The sequence below is a fragment of the Paenibacillus sp. L3-i20 genome (genome assembly GCF_022180385.2).
Classification (GTDB): Bacteria; Bacillota; Bacilli; order Paenibacillales; family Paenibacillaceae; genus Pristimantibacillus.
Map to the genome: position 1 here is coordinate 1,492,667 of NZ_BQME02000001.1, position 19,808 is coordinate 1,512,474.

15 protein-coding genes, 2 tRNA genes, 2 rRNA genes and 1 pseudogene (1 of these 20 cut by a window edge) are annotated in these 19,808 nt (G+C 42.4%); 2 read left to right on the forward strand and 18 right to left on the reverse strand.

Translation table 11 applies throughout. The features are described from left to right. Nucleotide 1 precedes the first annotated feature (1 nt). Nucleotides 2-2,881 carry an S-layer homology domain-containing protein gene (locus MFF31_RS07150; protein WP_238187368.1) on the reverse strand — a complete coding sequence of 960 codons (2,880 nt, stop codon included), beginning with the start codon at nt 2,879-2,881 and terminating at the stop codon, nt 2-4. Between the two features lie 417 nt (nt 2,882-3,298). Between MFF31_RS07150 and MFF31_RS07155 the strand changes: the two genes are divergently transcribed. Then, nucleotides 3,299-3,376 (forward strand) — tRNA-Arg (locus MFF31_RS07155). Nucleotides 3,377-3,490: 114 nt separating this feature from the next. Here MFF31_RS07155 and MFF31_RS07160 read toward each other — a convergent pair. Both MFF31_RS07160 and MFF31_RS07165 read right to left on the reverse strand, forming a co-directional pair. Beyond that, complete coding sequence (locus tag MFF31_RS07160; protein WP_238187369.1) at nt 3,491-4,861, reverse strand: FtsW/RodA/SpoVE family cell cycle protein; 1,371 nt, start codon at nt 4,859-4,861, stop codon at nt 3,491-3,493. Continuing rightward, nucleotides 4,858-5,190 carry a PadR family transcriptional regulator gene (locus MFF31_RS07165; protein ID WP_238187370.1) on the reverse strand — a complete coding sequence of 111 codons (333 nt, stop codon included), beginning with the start codon at nt 5,188-5,190 and terminating at the stop codon, nt 4,858-4,860. The genes MFF31_RS07160 and MFF31_RS07165 overlap by 4 nt, the downstream gene beginning before the upstream one ends. A 242-nt stretch (nt 5,191-5,432) precedes the next feature. On the opposite strand from MFF31_RS07165, the pseudogene MFF31_RS07170 reads away from it, so the two are divergent. Beyond that, nucleotides 5,433-5,747 (forward strand): annotated as a pseudogene (locus MFF31_RS07170) (DUF4870 domain-containing protein); the annotation flags it as partial. A 69-nt stretch (nt 5,748-5,816) separates the two neighbouring features. On the opposite strand, the gene MFF31_RS07175 reads toward MFF31_RS07170, so the two are convergent. From MFF31_RS07175 to MFF31_RS07245, 15 genes are all read right to left on the reverse strand, one after another. Next, on the reverse strand, nt 5,817-6,872 hold the full coding sequence (locus MFF31_RS07175) for a hypothetical protein (protein WP_238187372.1): 1,056 nt from the start codon (nt 6,870-6,872) through the stop codon (nt 5,817-5,819). 124 nt (nt 6,873-6,996) lie between these two features. Continuing rightward, complete coding sequence (locus MFF31_RS07180) at nt 6,997-7,149, reverse strand: small acid-soluble spore protein P (RefSeq protein ID WP_238187373.1); 153 nt, start codon at nt 7,147-7,149, stop codon at nt 6,997-6,999. A gap of 57 nt (nt 7,150-7,206) precedes the next feature. Then, nucleotides 7,207-7,380 carry a hypothetical protein gene (locus tag MFF31_RS07185; RefSeq protein ID WP_238187374.1) on the reverse strand — a complete coding sequence of 58 codons (174 nt, stop codon included), beginning with the start codon at nt 7,378-7,380 and terminating at the stop codon, nt 7,207-7,209. Nucleotides 7,381-7,394: 14 nt separating this feature from the next. Further along, complete coding sequence (locus MFF31_RS07190) at nt 7,395-7,742, reverse strand: hypothetical protein (RefSeq protein WP_238187375.1); 348 nt, start codon at nt 7,740-7,742, stop codon at nt 7,395-7,397. 62 nt (nt 7,743-7,804) lie between these two features. Continuing rightward, complete coding sequence (locus MFF31_RS07195; protein ID WP_238187376.1) at nt 7,805-8,398, reverse strand: lipoprotein BA_5634 family protein; 594 nt, start codon at nt 8,396-8,398, stop codon at nt 7,805-7,807. A 186-nt stretch (nt 8,399-8,584) separates the two neighbouring features. Next, nucleotides 8,585-8,673: transfer RNA gene (locus MFF31_RS07200), tRNA-Ser, on the reverse strand. A gap of 128 nt (nt 8,674-8,801) precedes the next feature. Continuing rightward, complete coding sequence (gene serS / locus MFF31_RS07205) at nt 8,802-10,082, reverse strand: serine--tRNA ligase (RefSeq protein WP_238187377.1); 1,281 nt, start codon at nt 10,080-10,082, stop codon at nt 8,802-8,804. A 58-nt stretch (nt 10,083-10,140) separates the two neighbouring features. After that, nucleotides 10,141-10,725, reverse strand: coding sequence for a pyridoxal 5'-phosphate synthase glutaminase subunit PdxT (gene pdxT / locus MFF31_RS07210; RefSeq protein ID WP_238187378.1), 585 nt, complete (start codon nt 10,723-10,725; stop codon nt 10,141-10,143). A gap of 66 nt (nt 10,726-10,791) precedes the next feature. Further along, complete coding sequence (pdxS, locus tag MFF31_RS07215) at nt 10,792-11,673, reverse strand: pyridoxal 5'-phosphate synthase lyase subunit PdxS (RefSeq protein WP_238187379.1); 882 nt, start codon at nt 11,671-11,673, stop codon at nt 10,792-10,794. Nucleotides 11,674-11,795: 122 nt separating this feature from the next. Next, nucleotides 11,796-13,127 carry a D-alanyl-D-alanine carboxypeptidase family protein gene (locus MFF31_RS07220; protein WP_238187380.1) on the reverse strand — a complete coding sequence of 444 codons (1,332 nt, stop codon included), beginning with the start codon at nt 13,125-13,127 and terminating at the stop codon, nt 11,796-11,798. Nucleotides 13,128-13,347: 220 nt separating this feature from the next. Further along, a complete protein-coding gene (guaB, locus tag MFF31_RS07225; protein ID WP_238187381.1) occupies nt 13,348-14,805 on the reverse strand; it encodes an IMP dehydrogenase in 1,458 nt (485 codons plus the stop codon). 217 nt (nt 14,806-15,022) lie between these two features. Beyond that, nucleotides 15,023-15,604, reverse strand: coding sequence for a GNAT family N-acetyltransferase (locus tag MFF31_RS07230; RefSeq protein WP_238187382.1), 582 nt, complete (start codon nt 15,602-15,604; stop codon nt 15,023-15,025). A gap of 973 nt (nt 15,605-16,577) precedes the next feature. Continuing rightward, nucleotides 16,578-16,718 (reverse strand): hypothetical protein, encoded by a 141-nt coding sequence (locus tag MFF31_RS07235; RefSeq protein ID WP_238187383.1) that lies wholly within the window; start codon nt 16,716-16,718, stop codon nt 16,578-16,580. A gap of 346 nt (nt 16,719-17,064) precedes the next feature. Continuing rightward, nucleotides 17,065-17,181 (reverse strand): 5S ribosomal RNA (rrf, locus tag MFF31_RS07240). Between the two features lie 126 nt (nt 17,182-17,307). Beyond that, nucleotides 17,308-19,808, reverse strand: a 23S ribosomal RNA gene (locus MFF31_RS07245) (it continues 430 nt past the right edge of the window).

A 19,808-nucleotide genomic window follows, 5' to 3' on the forward strand; every position in this document is an offset into this window, starting at 1 on the left:
CTTAAGGTTTAGCTTTCCAGTTGTTAGTAGGGGTATATCCGTCAGCCACGTGAGCCTCGTCGAATACGACTGGTACAAACACATAACCGATTACTTTTAATTGCTCATCGTACAAAACGATATAATCAACTTTGTCATGTACGGTTTTTGGTTGACTCTCATGTGTGCTAAATGGATGATAACTTGTCAATATTACATGTTCTCCATCAGGGTAAACTATCTCAGATACAGTACTTAAGGTTGTGGATGAAAATCCTAAAGGAACGATATCTATTTTAACTTGATCTGTGAGTAAAGAAGATTGATATTCACCACGTGGTGTATACAGATCTTCTGAAGATGTTGAGTAATATTTAACAGTAGGAAACTTTGCTTTTAACTTAGACACGTTCATATAAGTACGAGTACCGCTTCTAAATGGATCTGAGTACCATGGATTTTGAGTAAATGCCTCTAACAACTCTTGTTTGGTTAATGGAGCTACTCTAATACCAACATCTTCTGTTATGAGATGAATTGGTGAAAGATCGTATTTGTACTCCCCTTCTGCAAATACGAGACCATCTCTTAATACTTTAATATAAAATGAACCTTTATCCGCTTCAAAATCTTCCTCTTGCATATGAACACTTATACCAATTTGCGTACCTAAAGGTGTGCTTAGATTACCTAGTTTAAATACTTGAATGACATCCGTATACTGCACTCTTTCACCATTCACGGAACCACCATATAATGATAAGCTGCGATGCCATTTTTTGTCCATGCGATAATAATCACTTTTTAGAATCTTAAAACCTTCTTGAATAGTTCTTGGTTTTTGTAAGACAACTGTATAATATTTCGACCTGCTCCCATCTCCGCTTGTAATGCTAATACTTACGCGTACATCCTGGCCTGGCTTAACATCAATGTTGAGCGTATCATCTTTATAATCTCCGTAATAAGTGAATTTCTTACTTGTAGCATCATTTACATCTACAAAATAATTGATCTTCGAAAGAGGGGATTTCTTCACATTAAATGGAATTGTGGTCGGTCCCTCTAACGTGTTTTTCGTACTATACTTAAAGATATTAGAATCAAAACCGATTTTGTCTGTGCGATTATCCATTCCATCCAACTGTTGAAGCTCGAAATCACCAAAAGATAAACTTTCAATATTGGCTTCCTTACATGCATCAATTGAACATGGCGCTGGCGTTGGTTCTGGTGTTGGCACAGGTGTCGGCACTGGCGTCGGTTCTGGTGTTGGTTTTGGTGTCGGTTCTTGTGTTGGCGCTGGTGTTGGCACAAGTGTCGGCGCTGGTGTTGGCACTGGCGTCGGTTCTGGTGTTGGTTTTGGTGTCGGTTCTTGTGTTGGTTCTTGTGTTGGTTCTTGTGTTGGTTCTTGTGTTGGTTCTTGTGTTGGTTTTGGTGTCGGTTCTTGTGTTGGTGCTGGTGTTGGCGCTGGTGTTGGCGCTGGTGTTGGCGCTGGTGTTGGCACTGGTGTTGGCGCTGGTGTTGTCACCGGCCCTGTACCTGAATTAGAATTTGTAACTGGCGTTGGTGTTGGTGTAACAGCGCCTACACCATCCGTTTTTTCTGGTTTGGATTCAAATTTCGAACCAGTAGCATTTTTATTTATAACGGCACTTTCAATCTTACCTCCACCCAACAACCCTGTAACAGCATCAAGAACCAGTTTACGAATAACTGCTTCTTTGCTTACATTAATTTGGTTATCTGATCCATTAGACTGAACGTTCAATGACTCAACTGATCCCGTCGGGATATTCACTTTTACTTTAGAGGACATAACGTTTACACTTTCAAAATGACCGAGCAATTCAACTTGTGACCCGATCGGCAATTGTTTTGTTATGTCTACATTTGTGATACCAGTATCAGTAACAAATGATTCTTCTAGCTTTACTGGAGAATTTACAAGTACATATTCTATTGCAGAAGCTCCCGCAACGACAACCCTTACCGTACCAGTGCTCTTTTCAATAAGCATACTTACTACAACTGAATCTTCAAAATGAATGGAGTTTGGTCCTCCACCCTGAATAGTTGTTGTACCCTCGATTTTCACTTTTTTGAAGTGAACATCACCTTCGCCAACCGAAGCCGTCAAAGTAACATCACCTTTAATAGTAACGTTTTGGAGTGTTACACCCGGTGCAGAAATAACGACGTTACCTCTAATGACTTGGTTACCCTTCTCAGGACCATAAACGCCAGCATTACTATAAGTTTTGACAGGAGCTTCATATGCTAGAGCAGCATCCAGCAACGTTACACTCTGTGCTCTAGACAGACCACCCTGTGGATTAAATGATCCATCAGGTAATCCATTCATAATTTTCTCTTGAACAAGTGCTGCTATTGCCTCTTCATTAGATTTCGAAATTGAAACTGCATCTTTAAAGTTTTGAATATTTTGTACCGATGTTGACTCTAGCTCAAGCAAATTAGATACCATGCTTGCCGCATCTTCACGTGTAATAATGCTATTAGGATGGAATAACTCGTCAGAAAGTCCGCCCACATAGCCAGCTTTTACAGCAATAGAAACTTGCTCATAAACCCAGCTTTTACTTTCCACATCTTTAAATGTAAGATCCGCCTTCTCTTTCAATTCAAAAGAACGATTAATAAGCGCAACAAATTCTGCCCTAGTTACATGACGATTAGGTTTATAAGACCCATCCTCATATCCTTTTAGCAGACCTTTATCTACCCATGTGCGAAGGCTGTCTGCTGCCCAATGACCATCAATGTCACTTGTTGATTTTGCTGCAGCACCTACTGTACTGAGCAAGGTGAATGTCATTGCTGCAACGAGAATCAAGCTTATCCATCTTTTCGACTTGCTAACTTTCATAATCTCAAACACTCATAATCCCTCCGTTTTCTTCTGTTAGTGCTACTACATGCCGCCTACTCCATTGGTAACCAATTTTGTTGATCTCACAAATCGCAATACAATCCACGAATGTATCCTTTGTCGATTCGCAAACTATTCTCTGGAAATCTAACCTATGTAATCCTAAATACCCACGTTATTCACTAGAGTAAAATATTACATGCAACATTATAATACATAATGCCTAATTAAACGACATATTTTTTACAAATTTGTTGCTGGATTCATCCTAATACTCTTAATTTCATAAGTATTTAGACCTGATTTTTAGAATATATCTTTTTATTTTATATAAAGAGAGGATGAAGCAACTATCACTTTGAAAAGCTACTATACCGTACACCAGTTGCACCATCCTTCACTCAATGCTAGAATAAACAATGTCGTGCGCCCGTAGCTCAGCTGGATAGAGCAACCGTTTCCTAAACGGTGGGTCGTGGGTTCAAATCCCGCCGCGGCGCGCCAACTATAGAAAATGACAAAGAACCACACAGATGTGCGGTTCTTATTTGTCTGTCCTTTTATTCTCTAGTCCATTATTGGGGTTCTATTCATCCATCCTTATATCGTAAACCTATACTACTCCACTTTGGTAGCTAAGTTCATATATGTATTGGGTCTCCACATATCTTTCCTACGATAAGCACTTAACATGAGTCCTACTGCTGCTAACTCAATGATTGTTAAAGAAGTCCAATTCATAATCGGGAGATTGAAACCTCCTATTGGCAATAAGCCAAGGCACATACATATATTCCATAGTAGCTGTGTCCCTAAAACTGTAGATATACCAACAACTAACGCTTTAGCGTATCTATCATTAAGCATATAACCCATCCGAATAACTCTTGCAATAAAAACAATAGCTGCTATAACAATAACGATACCAAATATCCACCCCATACTGTATACCAAATAAGTGAATTGCATTTCTCCAAAAAAATACGGAATTTTCTTGTTAATAACACCGAACCCTTGTCCCCATAAACCTCCCCACTGAATGGCCTCTAGGGAACGATCAGTCATGTAACTTGCATTCGTATTAGATTGTAGGAATCCCGTAAGTCTATCCCATAGTATATTCTGTAAGTAGCCATCAGTAAGACTGCTATTCCAAATGAAAAAACCTACAATGCTTACAGCAGATCCGGTAATAGAGAACAGTAATTTTATCTTCCCTTCTATAAACAACAACACTGCTAATCCCATACAATAAGTTGTAAAATATTCTAACGCTGGCGCTATGAAATAGAGACATGTCGGCAACATTATAAATAAAAAAATGTTACTCATAAATGTTAAAACCCGCTTACCCGTTCCACTTCCCTGTAGTTTCTTACTCTGGATCTGCAATATCCCTGCAATAGAAATGAGAAATAAGTACGGCGAAGCCGCAAATACATTAAGGAAAAACGGTCCCAACCTAATCCACTGATCCGAACCATTAACTTGTACTTCCTGCAATAAAGCTACTATTATTAGCAGAACTGTCCCTCCATATAATAACCAAGAGAAACGAAGAAGCTTACGATAATCGACAAAATACATGACGGTCATGGCTACAATGCCTAAAAATCCGAATATCAGCTTATGTTCAATTGATACCATCCCTGAGGATGCTGAGTGTAGAGAAAATATTGAGACCAGTGCAATACAAATCATACCCGCTATAAGCGCAATAACGCTCCATTCTGGCTTCGGTTTATGCACAGCATGGAATCCTTTGCCCACTTGCTCAGGATCACCCATCTGCTTCAGAACATCTGATACGATTACATCTTGCGACTCGACACCCTCGATACTCCGTTCCTCAGCAAGATCCTCTAAATGAGCCAATAATTCAAGTCGTATGTCCTCATGCACATCTCTGGCCTTCACTTGTCCACAAACCCGCTCCAAATATTGAACAATTAGCGGATGCTCATCAAAGCCCCTTAGTTTATTACTCATAAGCTACCCTCCCCGATAACTCGGTCCACCGTCGAACGGAACAACGTCCACTCTCTTTGCTTATCTGTTAGCTGTAAACGCCCGTCCTCGGTCAACTTATAGTATTTACGCTTGCGTCCACCCTCCTCATTCCAATAAGCCTCCACTACACGTTCAACTTCAAGCGTATGTAAAATCGGATATAATGTACCCTCCTTAAAAGTAAACACACCGTCTGAGCCACGTTCGATTTCTTTCGTCATTTCATACCCGTACATATCTTTACGGCTAAGTAATGTCAAAATGAGAATGACCGTACTGCCCTTCATAAGCTCCTTATTAATTTTCATTCATTTATTCCTCCTCATACATCGATAAACTATACATCGAATATCTATGTATTAGTATAAAATAATTCCCACTTTTAAACAAGTACTGAAATAACGTCAATTGCTTGTTTGGAGTATTATCTTTTACAAAACTCAGCGTACTATGCAAAATCAGAGAGAAAAATTAATTGCTAATTCATCATAAGAAGGAGATGTGTCAGTTGAACCATTCATATGGACCACCAAAATAAGAAAGAACATACGGTATGCTTTACCACTTACTCACACTCTCTACATTTATTATCCCGTTAGGTTCAGTTCTCGACCCGCTCATCATGTGGCTAATAAAAAAGGATCAGTCCTCTTTTGTCTTCTTTAACGGGAAAGAATCATTGAACCTCCAGATCAGTATTTTGATCTATTCCATCGTATCAAGCGCTCTTATGCTCGTCTTTATCGGTTTTATATTAATCATTATTGTCCTTATCTTCTGGCTAGTTATGGTCATTATTGCTTCCATGAAGGCTACTGAAGGTATCGTATATCAATATCCGCTTACCATTCGTTTTGTTAAATAAGACTTAGAAACAAATAACCCCGCCAATCAGTGCCTATACTGATTTCACGGGGTTATTTTTCTTTTAATTTTATAGTGCTGATGGTGCTGCGAGTAGTTGTTTGACCTGGTCCCAAGGTAATGCATCTGTAGGAATTTCTTGATTGAACGTTAAATCCTTATCGATTTCAGAATATTGTCCTGCGAATGTGAACCCTATCTTCTTCGTTAATCCACTTTCTTTATTTGTTGCCTCCACATTTATTTTCCCATTCTGATGGACGAGATATTTATCCTTGATAGCTCCCATAAGCTCAAGAACATGTATTTTAAAATCATTTTGAAGTACATTTAGAAGTTCTGTTTTATTCGTATCCCAATCCGCTCTCAGCTTCTCAAGCTTCGCCTTATCCACTTGAAGAGCCCTCTGTGCTGTCTCATTAGAAAGCACAACGTCCAGCAGCTCTGGCAATACTTTATTTGCTAATAGCTCTGCAGTTCCCGCATAATTGCCTTCGTCAATCACAAACTTAACGACCTGATCCACCTTGACACCCTCAGGTAAACCGGCATCTGCAACCTTAACATTATTAAAGTACTTTTCCTCGTCAAAATGTTTCAAAGATGCCTCTGACAGTTCTTGTATAAGTTTTTGCTGCTCTGCCACAGAAATCCCGGTCTTTGTGCCTTGCTTAGCCGCTAACTTGTCAGCATCAATGACAATATATTTACCTACGACCGATTCAGGAAGCTGTATCAGAGGAATTTCTGGTAATTTGATATACAATAACTTATCCTTCATTATCATCGGGAAAGCAATCTTCATATCCATCATACCCGGCAATACTACTTCTACATTCATATCGGTACGAACTGACTTCTTCGAATAGATTGCATCTATTTTAATCGTCGCATCTTTTAGTACCCCTGCAAAGCTTCCTATAGGAAAATTATTTACCGATGTCGCAACAGGAATATCTAACTCGTCTATTTGTACCGTCATTGAAAGCTTATAGGATTCGGCTCCCGTCGTTTTCAAGATTGCAGCTTGAAGCGCCGCTTTTGGAGGGGTTTTTGAACTACAGCCGGAAATAACGACTACCATTATCATCGTAACAATAAGGACATAACGCGATATTCGCTTCATAAAATGTCTCCTTTACTATTCTTTTTGTCGGCATCTCCAGTCTATACTAAATATAGTGTCATTAGAAGCTCGTAGCAAAAAATCCCGCCTCATTAAGCTGAGACGGGACCTATCGAACCAATCATTAGCCCTGGGGATTATGATGATCCACATGATTATGATTTTTTGTTTTTTTCGAACCAGACAAAGGCTCCTGTTGTCCACCAGAATTATTTTGCCTGCTCTTCTGATTATGAGGAACGCTATCTGGCACAGGCACATTTTTTGGTTTACCCATTATCACAACCTCCTCTACAGCATTGATAATATACTTTATTCAAACAAGCTATAGTCGTCAGTGTTGATGTTCCAGATCCGCTGGTTGATCGAAGTTTATAGAGTCCTGATGACGACGATCGTTTTTGTCCTGTTGAAGTTGCTGTGCCTGATGGCTGTTAACAGGCTCCGTTTCCAATGCTTCTACGACATTAGATAAGTTTTTGTCCGCAGTACCTTTGGCCTTCGTCATCGTCCATCCACTCCTTAAGCATGAGTCAATTGCTGCAATACCTGTGCGCATTCATGCAAATGTCTCTTATAATCGTGAATCAATTGCTGAATAATATCCGTTCTCTCATCAACAGCCACATTATCCTTCTCAACATCAATGAGTTCCACCTTCACCTCACGGCTGTCTACATACGTCACCTTAAAATCAACTTCATACATTTGATGTCCCGCCGCAAAAATCGTTACACGAAGAGATTTATCATCAACCTCATCGCGATGCACCTCGCATCTGTCTCCACCCTTTAACGTTTCCGGTAGCGTTCGTTGCCATGCTTCAGCTAGCTGCTGTGGATCTATTCGAAGCTCGTCTGATTTAGCCATAAGTAAAACACCTCCACACCGTTAAGATGTGAAGGTATTATTGCTTTTATACATGTGTTTGATCAATCACCTATTTTAACAAGTTGTGCCTTTTCAATTTCGGTTTCCGTTAATCCTTTGAGCCTTTTACTTGGGTCCTTTTTATATTTCAAAATAGCCATCGTTTTTTCATCACCCTTTATGTCCTTCCAATCCGTATCTTCCAGGATTAAGAACATCTCACCGTATCTTCTTCCATCACCAATAATCGTGTTTCCTTTGTACTCCACTGCCATTGGCTGTCCATCTATTTGAACTTCTGATAAGGTTTGTTTAGCAAATAAAATACCTTTGCCCTTCTCAACAGAAGGCAATGCTTTAAGCGCTTCTACCTTTTCTTCTGTCCTGACCTCTTTAATTAGTCCTTTTTTCACCAGCTTATTAGCCGTTGTATGATCCAATATTACGATTTTATCGCCCTTATCCTCAGCCACTTTAATCGTATACGCATCTTTTTCTTTGAGTTGGTTCGCTTCCTTCAATATCGCCTCATCCACTTGCTGTTGTTCACCGTACAATATAAAACCATTTGCTTTTGAAAACAAACCACATCCGGCCATAATAGACCCCGCAATAACTGTTGATGCACACAAAAGCATCGCTTTTTTATAATTCATTATATATTCGCCCCTTATTTCGTAGTATTGTTCCTTCTGCTAACCACAGTATAGGGTAGGGGGGGATTTTGAGCCATTTATCTTAGTGACAGAACACTTACAGTATTGTAAGAAAGCAATAAATTTCTGAACATATAAAAAGCCCGAACGATAATCGTTCGGGCTTAAGTTCTTATTAAAGGTAAATGGAGGAGAGAGTGGGACTCGAACCCACGTGGGCTTGCACCCTAACGGTTTTCAAGACCGTCCCGTTATGACCGCTTCGGTATCTCTCCACATCAATGTTTCATAACAGAAATTATTGTATCACAGATCAATTCAAATAATCAAGCCTTTTTTGATCTGTGATACAAAAAAATTTTTAAAAGCAGTTAATCAGATATTCCGTGTTAACGCACAAGACTTAACGTGCCGCAATAACACTAACCCCACCCATATACGAGCGAAGAACTTCTGGAATAATGACAGATCCGTCTGCTTGCTGATAATTCTCTAGAATAGCAGCTACTGTACGACCAACTGCAAGACCCGAGCCATTAAGCGTATGCACGAATTCTGGCTTGCTCTTCTGCTCTCTACGGAAACGAATACCCGCACGACGAGCCTGGAAATCTTCAAAGTTGGAACATGAAGAAATTTCACGATACGTATTAGCGCTTGGAATCCACACTTCAAGATCATATGTTTTAGCTGAAGTGAAGCCCATATCTCCAGTACAAAGTGTAAGCACACGATAGGGCAAACCAAGTAGCTGGAGTACCTTCTCAGCATCGTTTGTTAGCTTCTCAAGCTCTGTATAAGAATCTTCAGGTCTCACAATCTTCACTAGTTCAACCTTATTGAACTGATGCTGGCGAATAAGACCGCGAGTATCTCGGCCCGCTGCACCCGCTTCAGAGCGGAAACATGCGCTATACGCGACAAATCCTTTTGGCAGCTCAGCATTATCCAAAATTTCTTCACGGTGAAGATTAGTAACAGGTACCTCTGCTGTCGGAATTAAATAGTACTCCGTATCCTTCAGCTTGAATAAGTCCTCTTCGAACTTCGGAAGCTGTCCCGTACCAATTAAGCTGTCACGGTTAACGATATATGGCGGAAGAATCTCTTCATAACCATGCTTATCGCTATGCAGATCCATCATAAAGCTGATCAATGCACGCTCAAGCCTTGCACCTAACCCACGATAGAACGTGAATCTGGAACCTGTAACTTTAGCCGCACGCTCGAAGTCGAGTATACCAAGCTCTTGAGCGATATCGTAATGGGCTTTCGGCTCGTAATCGAATTGCGGAACTTCTCCAATACGGCGAAGTTCGACATTATCATCCTCAGATGCACCTACTGGTACGCTTTCGTTCGGGATGTTAGGAATATTAAGTGTCAATTCCTCTACCTGAACTTCAAGCTCACGCAACTCGTCATCTAAAGCCTTAATACGGTCGCCAACCTCTCTCATCTCGATAATGAGCGCATCAGCGTCTCCGCCTGATTTCTTCAGCTTGGCAACTTCTTGCGATACTGTGTTACGACGGCTTTTTAGAGTCTCTGTTTCTTGAATCAGCTCACGCCGTTTAAGATCAAGCTCTGGGAAACCGGCAATTAGATCAAGCGAAGCACCACGATTACGTAGTCCTTGCTCAACCTTCTCAAATTCTGTACGTAATATTTTTACATCTAACACGTTGAATAAGCTCCTCTCTGGAGAGAGTAATAAGTTTTATGTTTATTGTTTTCTTCCTTTAAGCTTTCGCAGCTGCCGCTTCTTTAACCATGTCTAAGAAATAAGCATGTAAACGGTAATCATCTGTAAGTTCCGGATGATAAGAAGCTGCAAGAAGTGTTCCTTGTCTAGCTGTTACAATCTCACCCTTATACGTGGATAAAACATCAACATTTACACCTACTGATTTGATAAGAGGTGCACGAATGAATACAGCACGTATAGGCTCATTAATTCCTTTTACATCCAAATCCGTCTCAAAGCTCTCACGTTGACGACCGAATGCATTACGCGCAACTGTCATATCCATTAACTGAAGATGAGTATCCTCTTGTCCTTCGATTCCTTTAGCAAGAACAATAAGTCCTGCACATGTGCCGAACAAAGGTTTACCTTGCGCTGAGAAAGCTCTAATGGCGTCCATGAAACCGTATTTCCTCATAAGCTTACCGATAGTCGTGCTCTCTCCACCAGGGATTACAAGACCGTTCAGCTCGTCCAATTGTTCAACTCGTTTAACGGCGACCGCTTCCGCGCCCGCCGCCTCTAAGCTACGTATATGCTCTGCTACAGCGCCTTGAAGCGCAAGTACACCAATTTTCATCGTTTTACTCGCCATCCTTTAAAGGGCCGGCCTCCCCTATTGGTTCGACCGGCTCCTGCTTCATTCTTATATTCCGCGATCTTGCATACGCTCAGATGCATTTAGCTTCGAAATTTCGATGCCTTTCATCGGCGCACCAAGGTTTTTCGAAACTTCAGCAATTAGCTTGTAATCTTGATAATGAGTTGTTGCTTCAACAATAGCACGAGCAAACTTCTCAGGGCTGTCGGATTTAAAAATACCAGAACCAACGAATACACCATCCGCTCCAAGGTGCATCATAAGAGCAGCATCAGAAGGAGTAGCTACACCGCCTGCTGCGAAGTTAACAACTGGCAGCTTGCCAGTTTCATGTACGTTAAGCAATAGATCATAGGCAACACCTAGAAGCTTCGCTTCATGATAAAGCTCGTCCTTCGACAAGTTTTGAATTTTACGAATTTGACCATTGATTAGACGAAGATGGCGTACCGCTTCAACGATATTGCCTGTTCCAGGCTCGCCTTTAGTACGAAGCATTGCTGCGCCTTCTTGAATACGACGAAGCGCCTCTCCTAGATCCTTCGCGCCACATACAAACGGTATAGTGAAATCATGCTTGCTAATATGGAAAACTTCATCCGCAGGAGTCAATACTTCGCTCTCATCGATGTAGTCTACGCCCATAGATTCCAAAACTTTAGCTTCTACAAAATGGCCGATACGAGCTTTTGCCATAACCGGAATAGATACAACCTTCATAACTTCTTCTACGATTGTTGGATCAGCCATACGGGCAACTCCGCCAGCTGCGCGAATATCAGAAGGCACACGCTCAAGTGCCATAACTGCTGTTGCACCTGCTGCTTCCGCTACCTTAGCTTGCTCGGCGTTCATTACGTCCATAATAACGCCGCCTTTTTGCATTTCTGCCATACCACGTTTTACGCGCGAAGTACCTGTTTCCATCTGTCTTTTCCTCCTATTTATTATCCCTAAGAATATATAATATACCGCAGTAGTTCTATCCATTGATTTTACAGGAATGACGGTTAATCGACAACCCTATATTTCCTTGTAAGCCACTCGGATTAGAACAAATCCATAATGCTATTGAATAAGTTCGAGAAGAAATCTCCAATTGCACGGAAAAACAGTCGGAACCAACTTGCCTTCTCAGCTTTATCTGCTGTAACTAGGTTTACCGTATACGTCAAATCTTTACCTGTAGCTTCATCTGAATACTTGTACGTTACAGTACCAACCTTCTGACCAGCGGCGATAGGAGCAACTAACTCTTTCTCCGGAATTAACTCAAAACTAGACATTTCTATCTTAGCCTCTACGCCCTTCTTAATCATGAACGTAATATCTTTGTCTGTTACGACAGGAATTGTCTTCTTTTTACCTTTTTTTATCTTTACCTTTTCCACTGTTTTCACAACGGATTTTGGAGGAAGGACAGTTTTTTTCTCAAAAGTTGAATAAGCATAATTATAAAGTTTAGCAGTTTCATAGAAACGTGTACTCTTTGTGCTTGCATCCATAACAACGCTAATATAGCGAATGTCACCTTTCTTAACTGTTCCAGTAAAGTTATAGCCTGCTTCTTCAATAAAACCTGTCTTCATACCATCTACGCCTTCATAAGCTAAGTGTTTAAGACCTTCCTGGTTTACATTTGACCCAAGCATATAATTGAAGTTAATCATCGGATGCTTGTCACGCTCACGGAATTTATATTGCTGAATTTTCGAGAACTCCAAAAACTCTGGATAGTCTCGCAAAATAATTTGTGACAACTTCGCCATATCAGCAGCTGACATAACCGTAGTTTTTTCAAACCCTGTCACACTAGTAAATACAGCCGTTTTCAGTCCAAGCTCATCAGCTGTTTGATTCATTTTTTCTACAAAAACTTCGATGCTTCCAGATACTGCATACGCAAGCGCCTTTGTAGCATCATTTGCCGAACCTACTGCCATAGCTATATATAAATCTTTAACCGAATGCTGATCGCCTGCAGCCAAATATATTTGCGATTCGGATCGATCCGTATTCGCTGCCTCTGGACTTACTGTGACCATTTGTTCCCACGTCATACGACCGCTTTTAATTTCCTTCAGAACAATATACTCCGTCATCAGCTTCGTCATACTTGCGATCGGCAAAGGCTCATCCGGATTGACCTCGAATAATACCTGACCCGACTCCGCTTCGATTAAAATCGCTGATTTCACTTGTAACCCAAGTGAATTTTCCGTACTGGGTCTTTTGTTATAACCTACCGCTAATGCATTCGTCGCACCCAGTGACATTACAGCCACACAAAGCGCTAAACTAGCCGCAATGATCGACAATAACCGAACCGGCCTTCCCATTACTTTCACTGTCGTTCCCTCTTTTCCCATTGATTTTCTCATCCAATTTCTCCAACATAATTGTAACATAGGAGAACACCACAATTAAACCTCTTTCGCCAGTTGGCGTCACAGACATTGCAGGATATACATATTCCAAGTCATAGAGATAGCAATATGCACACACTCCAAGTCAAATAGTGCACTTTTGCAAAATAAAACAGACAGAGCATCCCTTAAGTGGCATGTCCCTGTCTGTTTGTTATACCGATAATTCGGCTAATTATAGAGAGTAATTTGGCGCTTCTTTCGTGATCTGAACATCATGTGGATGACTTTCACGTAGACCTGAACCTGTAATACGAACAAATTGCGTATCATTTTTCAACTCTTCTAGTGAAGAAGTACCGCAATAGCCCATCCCCGAACGCAAACCGCCAAGTAATTGGTGCACTGTATCAGCTAATGGTCCTTTGTAAGGAACTCGTCCTTCGATACCTTCTGGAACTAGCTTGTTCTCGTTCTCTTGGAAGTAACGATCCTTGCTTCCTTCCTTCATTGCACCTAACGATCCCATACCGCGGTATACTTTAAAGCTACGACCTTGGAAAATTTCTGTCTCACCTGGGCTCTCAGATGTACCAGCGAATAGGCTTCCGATCATAATTGCACTAGCTCCGCAAGCAATCGCTTTTGTAATATCACCGGAGTACTTGATACCTCCATCAGCGATGACAGGAATGTTGTATTCTCTGGCAACTGTTGCACAATCGTAGATAGCTGTAATTTGTGGTACGCCAATACCAGCGATGACACGAGTTGTACAGATAGAACCTGGACCGATACCTACTTTAACAACTGAAGCACCAGCTTCAATTAGATCTCTTGTTGCTTCGCCAGTTGCTACATTACCCGCAATAATCGTTAATTCCGGATATGCATTACGCAGCTTGCGAACTGCTTCAAGAATATTGATATGGTGACCATGCGCTGAATCTACAACTAATACATCAATGCCTGAGTTAACTAATGCTTCTGCACGATCCATCGTATCTTTAGAAATACCTACAGCAGCTCCGCAAAGCAATCTGCCTTGAGTATCTTTAGCTGCATTAGGGAATTGAATAGCCTTCTCAATATCCTTAATCGTGATTAAGCCCTTCAGTACATTCGCCTCATCAACAAGTGGCAATTTCTCAATCTTGTGTTGTTGAAGTAAAACTTCCGCTTCCTGTAGCGTCGTGCCTACAGCCGCCGTTACGAGGTTTTCATGAGTCATTACTTCACTAATCTTAATGGAATAATCGTGAACGAAACGCAAATCCCGATTTGTCAAAATACCAACCAGCTTCTTATCCTGGTCCACAATCGGAACCCCAGAGATGCGGTACTTGCCCATAAGCTCTTCTGCATCATATACGTGATGGTTTGGCGTCAATGAAAAGGGGTTAGTAATAACTCCGCTCTCCGAACGCTTTACACGATCAACTTCTTCTGCTTGTTGTGCGATGGACATGTTTTTATGGATAATGCCGATACCGCCCTCACGAGCAATTGCAATCGCCAAAGCAGCTTCCGTGACGGTGTCCATGCCTGCGCTGATCAACGGAATATTAAGCTTAATATTTTCGCTTAATTTAGTTGAGATGTTAACTTCTCTAGGTAGCACTTCTGATTTGCGCGGAACAAGCAAAACGTCGTCGAACGTTAGCCCTTCTTTAGCGAATTTCGATTCCCACACGAGTATGTTCCTCCCTTATTTTCATTGCCTCTGACTTATATTATTGCAATATTAGCAGAGGGGGTAGGGGCTGTCAAGGTTGCTCAATTGTCGATAAATCCCTTACTTTTCCCGTAATGGCAAGCCTTCGCAGTATCAATCCTCAGAAAAAGTCTGCAAGGTACGTAGTTCGTTCGGGTATTCGGCAATGTAAGCGATTTAATGCTTTCGAATCACCCTAAATATGATTAGAATGCGATAATTGCTTGCATGTGCGGTAACTAATAAAGAACGATGTTAATGCTCCGATTCCTGCTCTTATAATCGATATTTCTTCATTAATATCATTTACTTGGAGCAAACGCCCTATTCCTGATGGTTCAATTGTTAATTCGTAAGTACCATCATTCCACGATGCATGCTCATCTTTTACTTCGAGGATGAAGGAATCTGAATAAAAGCTCTCCTGAAAAGTAAAATTATGTATAAACGCTTGCATGTCAACTATTCTAGCCATACAATAAGGAATAATTTCTTGTTTAATGCTCGGTTCTGGCAGCATATCCGGCAACCTATCATCGATAGGTGCATCTAAAGAAACGTGATCAATCATCGAATTATGTTGTGCGATAAAAGTCCAGAGTGCCGCTCTGGCTTCCTCACTTAAATGAAACATTTCATGAATAATGAACTCATTATTCTTCACTCCGTATATGACATAGCCTTGCCCTTTACCAGCAGCATCAGAGTATAGCGCAACTTGTCCTTGTTTACGCTTCGATATTCTTCGTTCCCACCATAAATCCGTACGAACTAACATGTCATTGTATCCCTTTGCAAATTCATCGTAGACTGATTTAATTTCTGTATAGCTGTTTTACGCTCTATTTTTCCAGTAAAGGTTGGTTTTTTCGGTAATTGTGACTTTGTCAGTTTGTATTGCTTGTATTCGATATAAGTTTCCCAACCAAATTTACGATAAAAACCAAATGCGAATGGATGTAGGAATGATTATGTCTGTCCTTTTACCTTCATCTCTTGAAGGCTATGTACCAACAACATACCAACTAAACCTTGCCTCCGATATCCGGTCAAGTTGCAACTCCTGCTACACCACCCATTGCAAAAGACTTTCCAGCAATATAAGTTCGCAAATCCAGTACTGTTGCTTGAGCTGCAAGTTTATTATCAATGATGACAGCCCCATCGATCTGCTGGCTTTTTCTGAAAATTATCCTTTATTCCCTCAATTTCTTCCACTGATCGCTTCAATTAAAAGCAAACTGAGATAATTTAAACGTCTCCTCAATCTATCCAAGCCTAAGCGTTCAATGCGCACTTCTTCCGGTAGAAGATAACCTCCTCCGGTAAAATAAATATACCCATTACCATATCATGTAATTATTTGGATCGCAATTAGCTCGTTAGAAGTGCATAACAATACAGCGTGACCATAAGAAGTAGTTATAAGAGTAAAAGAAGAATAAATATATTCAGTAGTACATCTTTAAACGAAAGATAAACTAGTACGTATTTAGTAGTAAATGTTAAAACAACAATAAGCTGGTACACATATAATAATCGATGTTTAAATTACAGATAAGTTAATATATTTTTAATAATTCATGTTTGAATTGATATTCATTATTTTTTTAGATGATCACTCTAGTTTAACTGTCAGTATATCTTTAGCAATTCAAGCTTGATTGATTGTTGGATCTTATATTTCATAAATTATTGATTGTTTATGTTTAATTTTTATTACTTGGCTACATCCATTTGCTACTGGAAGATTATAAGACTAGCTCCCAATCTAAGTCGATATCTAACTTATTTGTGCTTGGCGACGTCCATTCCGCACCGGATGAATCACCTTCTTGAGCAACATCGCGGTCGGCATCTAACCCTTCCTCTAAAAACCGAGTATGCTTCACTGCCTTACATCGATCAAAGGGTTAGATACTCTCCCAGTAAGGGAGAGGCACGTCGCCAAAAGGACCTCGCATAGGACAAAACCTATGCGAGGTCCTTTAACGCACAAAAAAACTACCGCATTCATCTGCGGTAGTTTATTCGTGCTTGGCGACGTCCATACCGCACCGGATGAAACACCTTCTTGAGCTACATCACGGTCGGCGTCTGAACCTTCCCTTCCACTAAGGCCGGGCAAACATCCTTGTATGGCTTCGATACAAAGGTTTAGACACTCTCCCAGTGGGAGAGGAAAGTCTCCAATCACAACAAAAAACCGACCACATATAAATGTGATCGGTCATTCGTGCTTGGCGACGTCCTACTCTCCCAGGACCCTGCGGTCCAAGTACCATCGGCGCTGAAGGGCTTAACGGTCGTGTTCGATATGGGAACGCGTGGTTCCCCTTCGCCATCGCCACCAAACGTGACATTTGCTCGTGGCAAACATCTCATCCAAAGCGTGTTTGCGCCCTGAAAACTGGATACGAAAGAATAGCTTGAGTTACTTTAGCTGTTTGCTTATAAGTTGTATGACCTATATAAGCGTATTAGGATAAGCCCTCGACCGATTAGTATTCGTCAGCTCCGTACATTACTGCACTTCCACCCCGAACCTATCAACCTCGTCGTCTTCAAGGGGTCTTACATACTGGGAAATCTCATCTTGAGGGGGGCTTCACGCTTAGATGCTTTCAGCGTTTATCCCGTCCGTACTTGGCTACCCAGCTATGCTCCTGGCGGAACAACTGGTACACCAGCGGTACGTCCATCCCGGTCCTCTCGTACTAAGGACAGCTCCTCTCAAATTTCCTACGCCCGCGACAGATAGGGACCGAACTGTCTCACGACGTTCTGAACCCAGCTCGCGTACCGCTTTAATGGGCGAACAGCCCAACCCTTGGGACCTACTTCAGCCCCAGGATGCGATGAGCCGACATCGAGGTGCCAAACCTCCCCGTCGATGTGGACTCTTGGGGGAGATAAGCCTGTTATCCCCAGGGTAGCTTTTATCCGTTGAGCGATGGCCCTTCCATTCGGTACCACCGGATCACTAAGCCCGACTTTCGTCCCTGCTCGACTTGTAGGTCTCGCAGTCAAGCTCCCTTATGCCTTTGCACTCTTCGAATGATTTCCAACCATTCTGAGGGAACCTTTGGGCGCCTCCGTTACATTTTAGGAGGCGACCGCCCCAGTCAAACTGCCCGCCTGACACGGTCCCTCTACCGGTTTCACGGTAGTAGGTTAGAACTCCGATACGATCAGGGTGGTATCCCAACGTCGCCTCCACACAAGCTGGCGCTCATGCTTCAATGGCTCCCACCTATCCTGTACAGATCGTACCAAAGTCCAATATCAAGCTGCAGTAAAGCTCCATGGGGTCTTTCCGTCTTGTCGCGGGTAACCTGCATCTTCACAGGTATTAAAATTTCACCGGATCTCTCGTTGAGACAGCGCCCAATTCGTTACGCCATTCGTGCGGGTCAGAATTTACCTGACAAGGAATTTCGCTACCTTAGGACCGTTATAGTTACGGCCGCCGTTTACTGGGGCTTCGGTTCACAGCTTCGGATTGCTCCTAACCGCTCCCCTTAACCTTCCAGCACCGGGCAGGCGTCAGCCCGTATACTTCGCCTTACGGCTTCGCACAGACCTGTGTTTTTGCTAAACAGTCGATTGGGCCTATTCACTGCGGCCCCCTCGGGCTATTAACCCTACCGAGGCACCCCTTCTCCCGAAGTTACGGGGTCATTTTGCCGAGTTCCTTAACGAGAGTTCTTCCGCGCGCCTTAGCATGCTCTGCTCGCCTACCTGTGTCGGTTTGCGGTACGGGCACCTTGATCTAACTAGAGGCTTTTCTTGACAGCCGGAGTACATGACCTTCGCTACTATAATTTTCGCTCCCCATCACAGCCCAGCCTAATAGTGTGCGGATTTGCCTACACACTAGCCTCACTGCTTAGACGGACTATTCCATCAGTCCGCGTCACTGCCCTTCTGTGTCACCCCATTGCTCAAACGATCTTCGGTGGTACAGGAATTTCAACCTGTTGTCCATCCACTACGCCTTTCGGCCTCGCGTTAGGTCCCGACTTACCCTGAGAGGACGAGCCTTCCTCAGGAACCCTTAGGCTTTCGGCGGACAAGATTCTCACTTGTCTTTTCGTTACTCATACCGGCATTCTCACTTGAATACGCTCCAGCACTCCTCACGGTATACCTTCAACGTATATTCAACGCTCCCCTACCCAATGCAGCAAGCTGCAATGTCATAGCTTCGGTGGTGTGTTTAGCCCCGTTACATTTTCGGCGCAGAGTCACTCGACCAGTGAGCTATTACGCACTCTTTAAATGGTGGCTGCTTCTAAGCCAACATCCTGGTTGTCTGTGCAACTCCACATCCTTTCCCACTTAACACACACTTGGGGACCTTAGCTGATGATCTGGGCTGTTTCCCTCTTGACAATGGATCTTAGCACTCACTGTCTGACTCCCGGTAAGCATGTCTATGGCATTCGGAGTTTGACTAGACTTGGTAACCCTTGGCGGGCCCCGCATCCAATCAGTGCTCTACCTCCACGACACTCATATCCGAGGCTAGCCCTAAAGCTATTTCGGGGAGAACCAGCTATCTCCGAGTTCGATTGGAATTTCTCCGCTACCCCCACCTCATCCCCGCATTTTTCAACATGCGTGGGTTCGGGCCTCCAGTGCGTGTTACCGCACCTTCACCCTGGACAGGGGTAGATCACACGGTTTCGGGTCTACGACCACGTACTTATTCGCCCTATTCAGACTCGCTTTCGCTGCGGCTCCGGCTTTCCACCTTAACCTTGCACGGGATCGTAACTCGCCGGTTCATTCTACAAAAGGCACGCCATCACCCATTTAACGGGCTCTGACTTTTTGTAAGCGCACGGTTTCAGGTTCTTTTTCACTCCGCTTCCGCGGTGCTTTTCACCTTTCCCTCACGGTACTGCTTCACTATCGGTCACTAGGGAGTATTTAGCCTTGGCAGATGGTCCTGCCGGATTCCGACGGGGTTTCTCGTG

Bases quoted from the DNA above. Each gene is read 5' to 3' on its own strand.
- MFF31_RS07220 (WP_238187380.1), bottom strand. From the start codon at position 13,127: ATGAGAAAATCAATGGGAAAAGAGGGAACGACAGTGAAAGTAATGGGA.
- MFF31_RS07165 (WP_238187370.1), bottom strand. From the start codon at position 5,190: ATGAAAATTAATAAGGAGCTTATGAAGGGCAGTACGGTCATTCTCATT.
- MFF31_RS07195 (WP_238187376.1), bottom strand. From the start codon at position 8,398: ATGAATTATAAAAAAGCGATGCTTTTGTGTGCATCAACAGTTATTGCG.
- pdxS (WP_238187379.1), bottom strand. From the start codon at position 11,673: ATGGAAACAGGTACTTCGCGCGTAAAACGTGGTATGGCAGAAATGCAA.
- pdxT (WP_238187378.1), bottom strand. From the start codon at position 10,725: ATGAAAATTGGTGTACTTGCGCTTCAAGGCGCTGTAGCAGAGCATATA.
- MFF31_RS07180 (WP_238187373.1), bottom strand. From the start codon at position 7,149: ATGGGTAAACCAAAAAATGTGCCTGTGCCAGATAGCGTTCCTCATAAT.
- MFF31_RS07190 (WP_238187375.1), bottom strand. From the start codon at position 7,742: ATGGCTAAATCAGACGAGCTTCGAATAGATCCACAGCAGCTAGCTGAA.
- MFF31_RS07230 (WP_238187382.1), bottom strand. From the start codon at position 15,604: ATGTTAGTTCGTACGGATTTATGGTGGGAACGAAGAATATCGAAGCGT.
- MFF31_RS07185 (WP_238187374.1), bottom strand. From the start codon at position 7,380: ATGACGAAGGCCAAAGGTACTGCGGACAAAAACTTATCTAATGTCGTA.
- MFF31_RS07175 (WP_238187372.1), bottom strand. From the start codon at position 6,872: ATGAAGCGAATATCGCGTTATGTCCTTATTGTTACGATGATAATGGTA.
- MFF31_RS07160 (WP_238187369.1), bottom strand. From the start codon at position 4,861: ATGAGTAATAAACTAAGGGGCTTTGATGAGCATCCGCTAATTGTTCAA.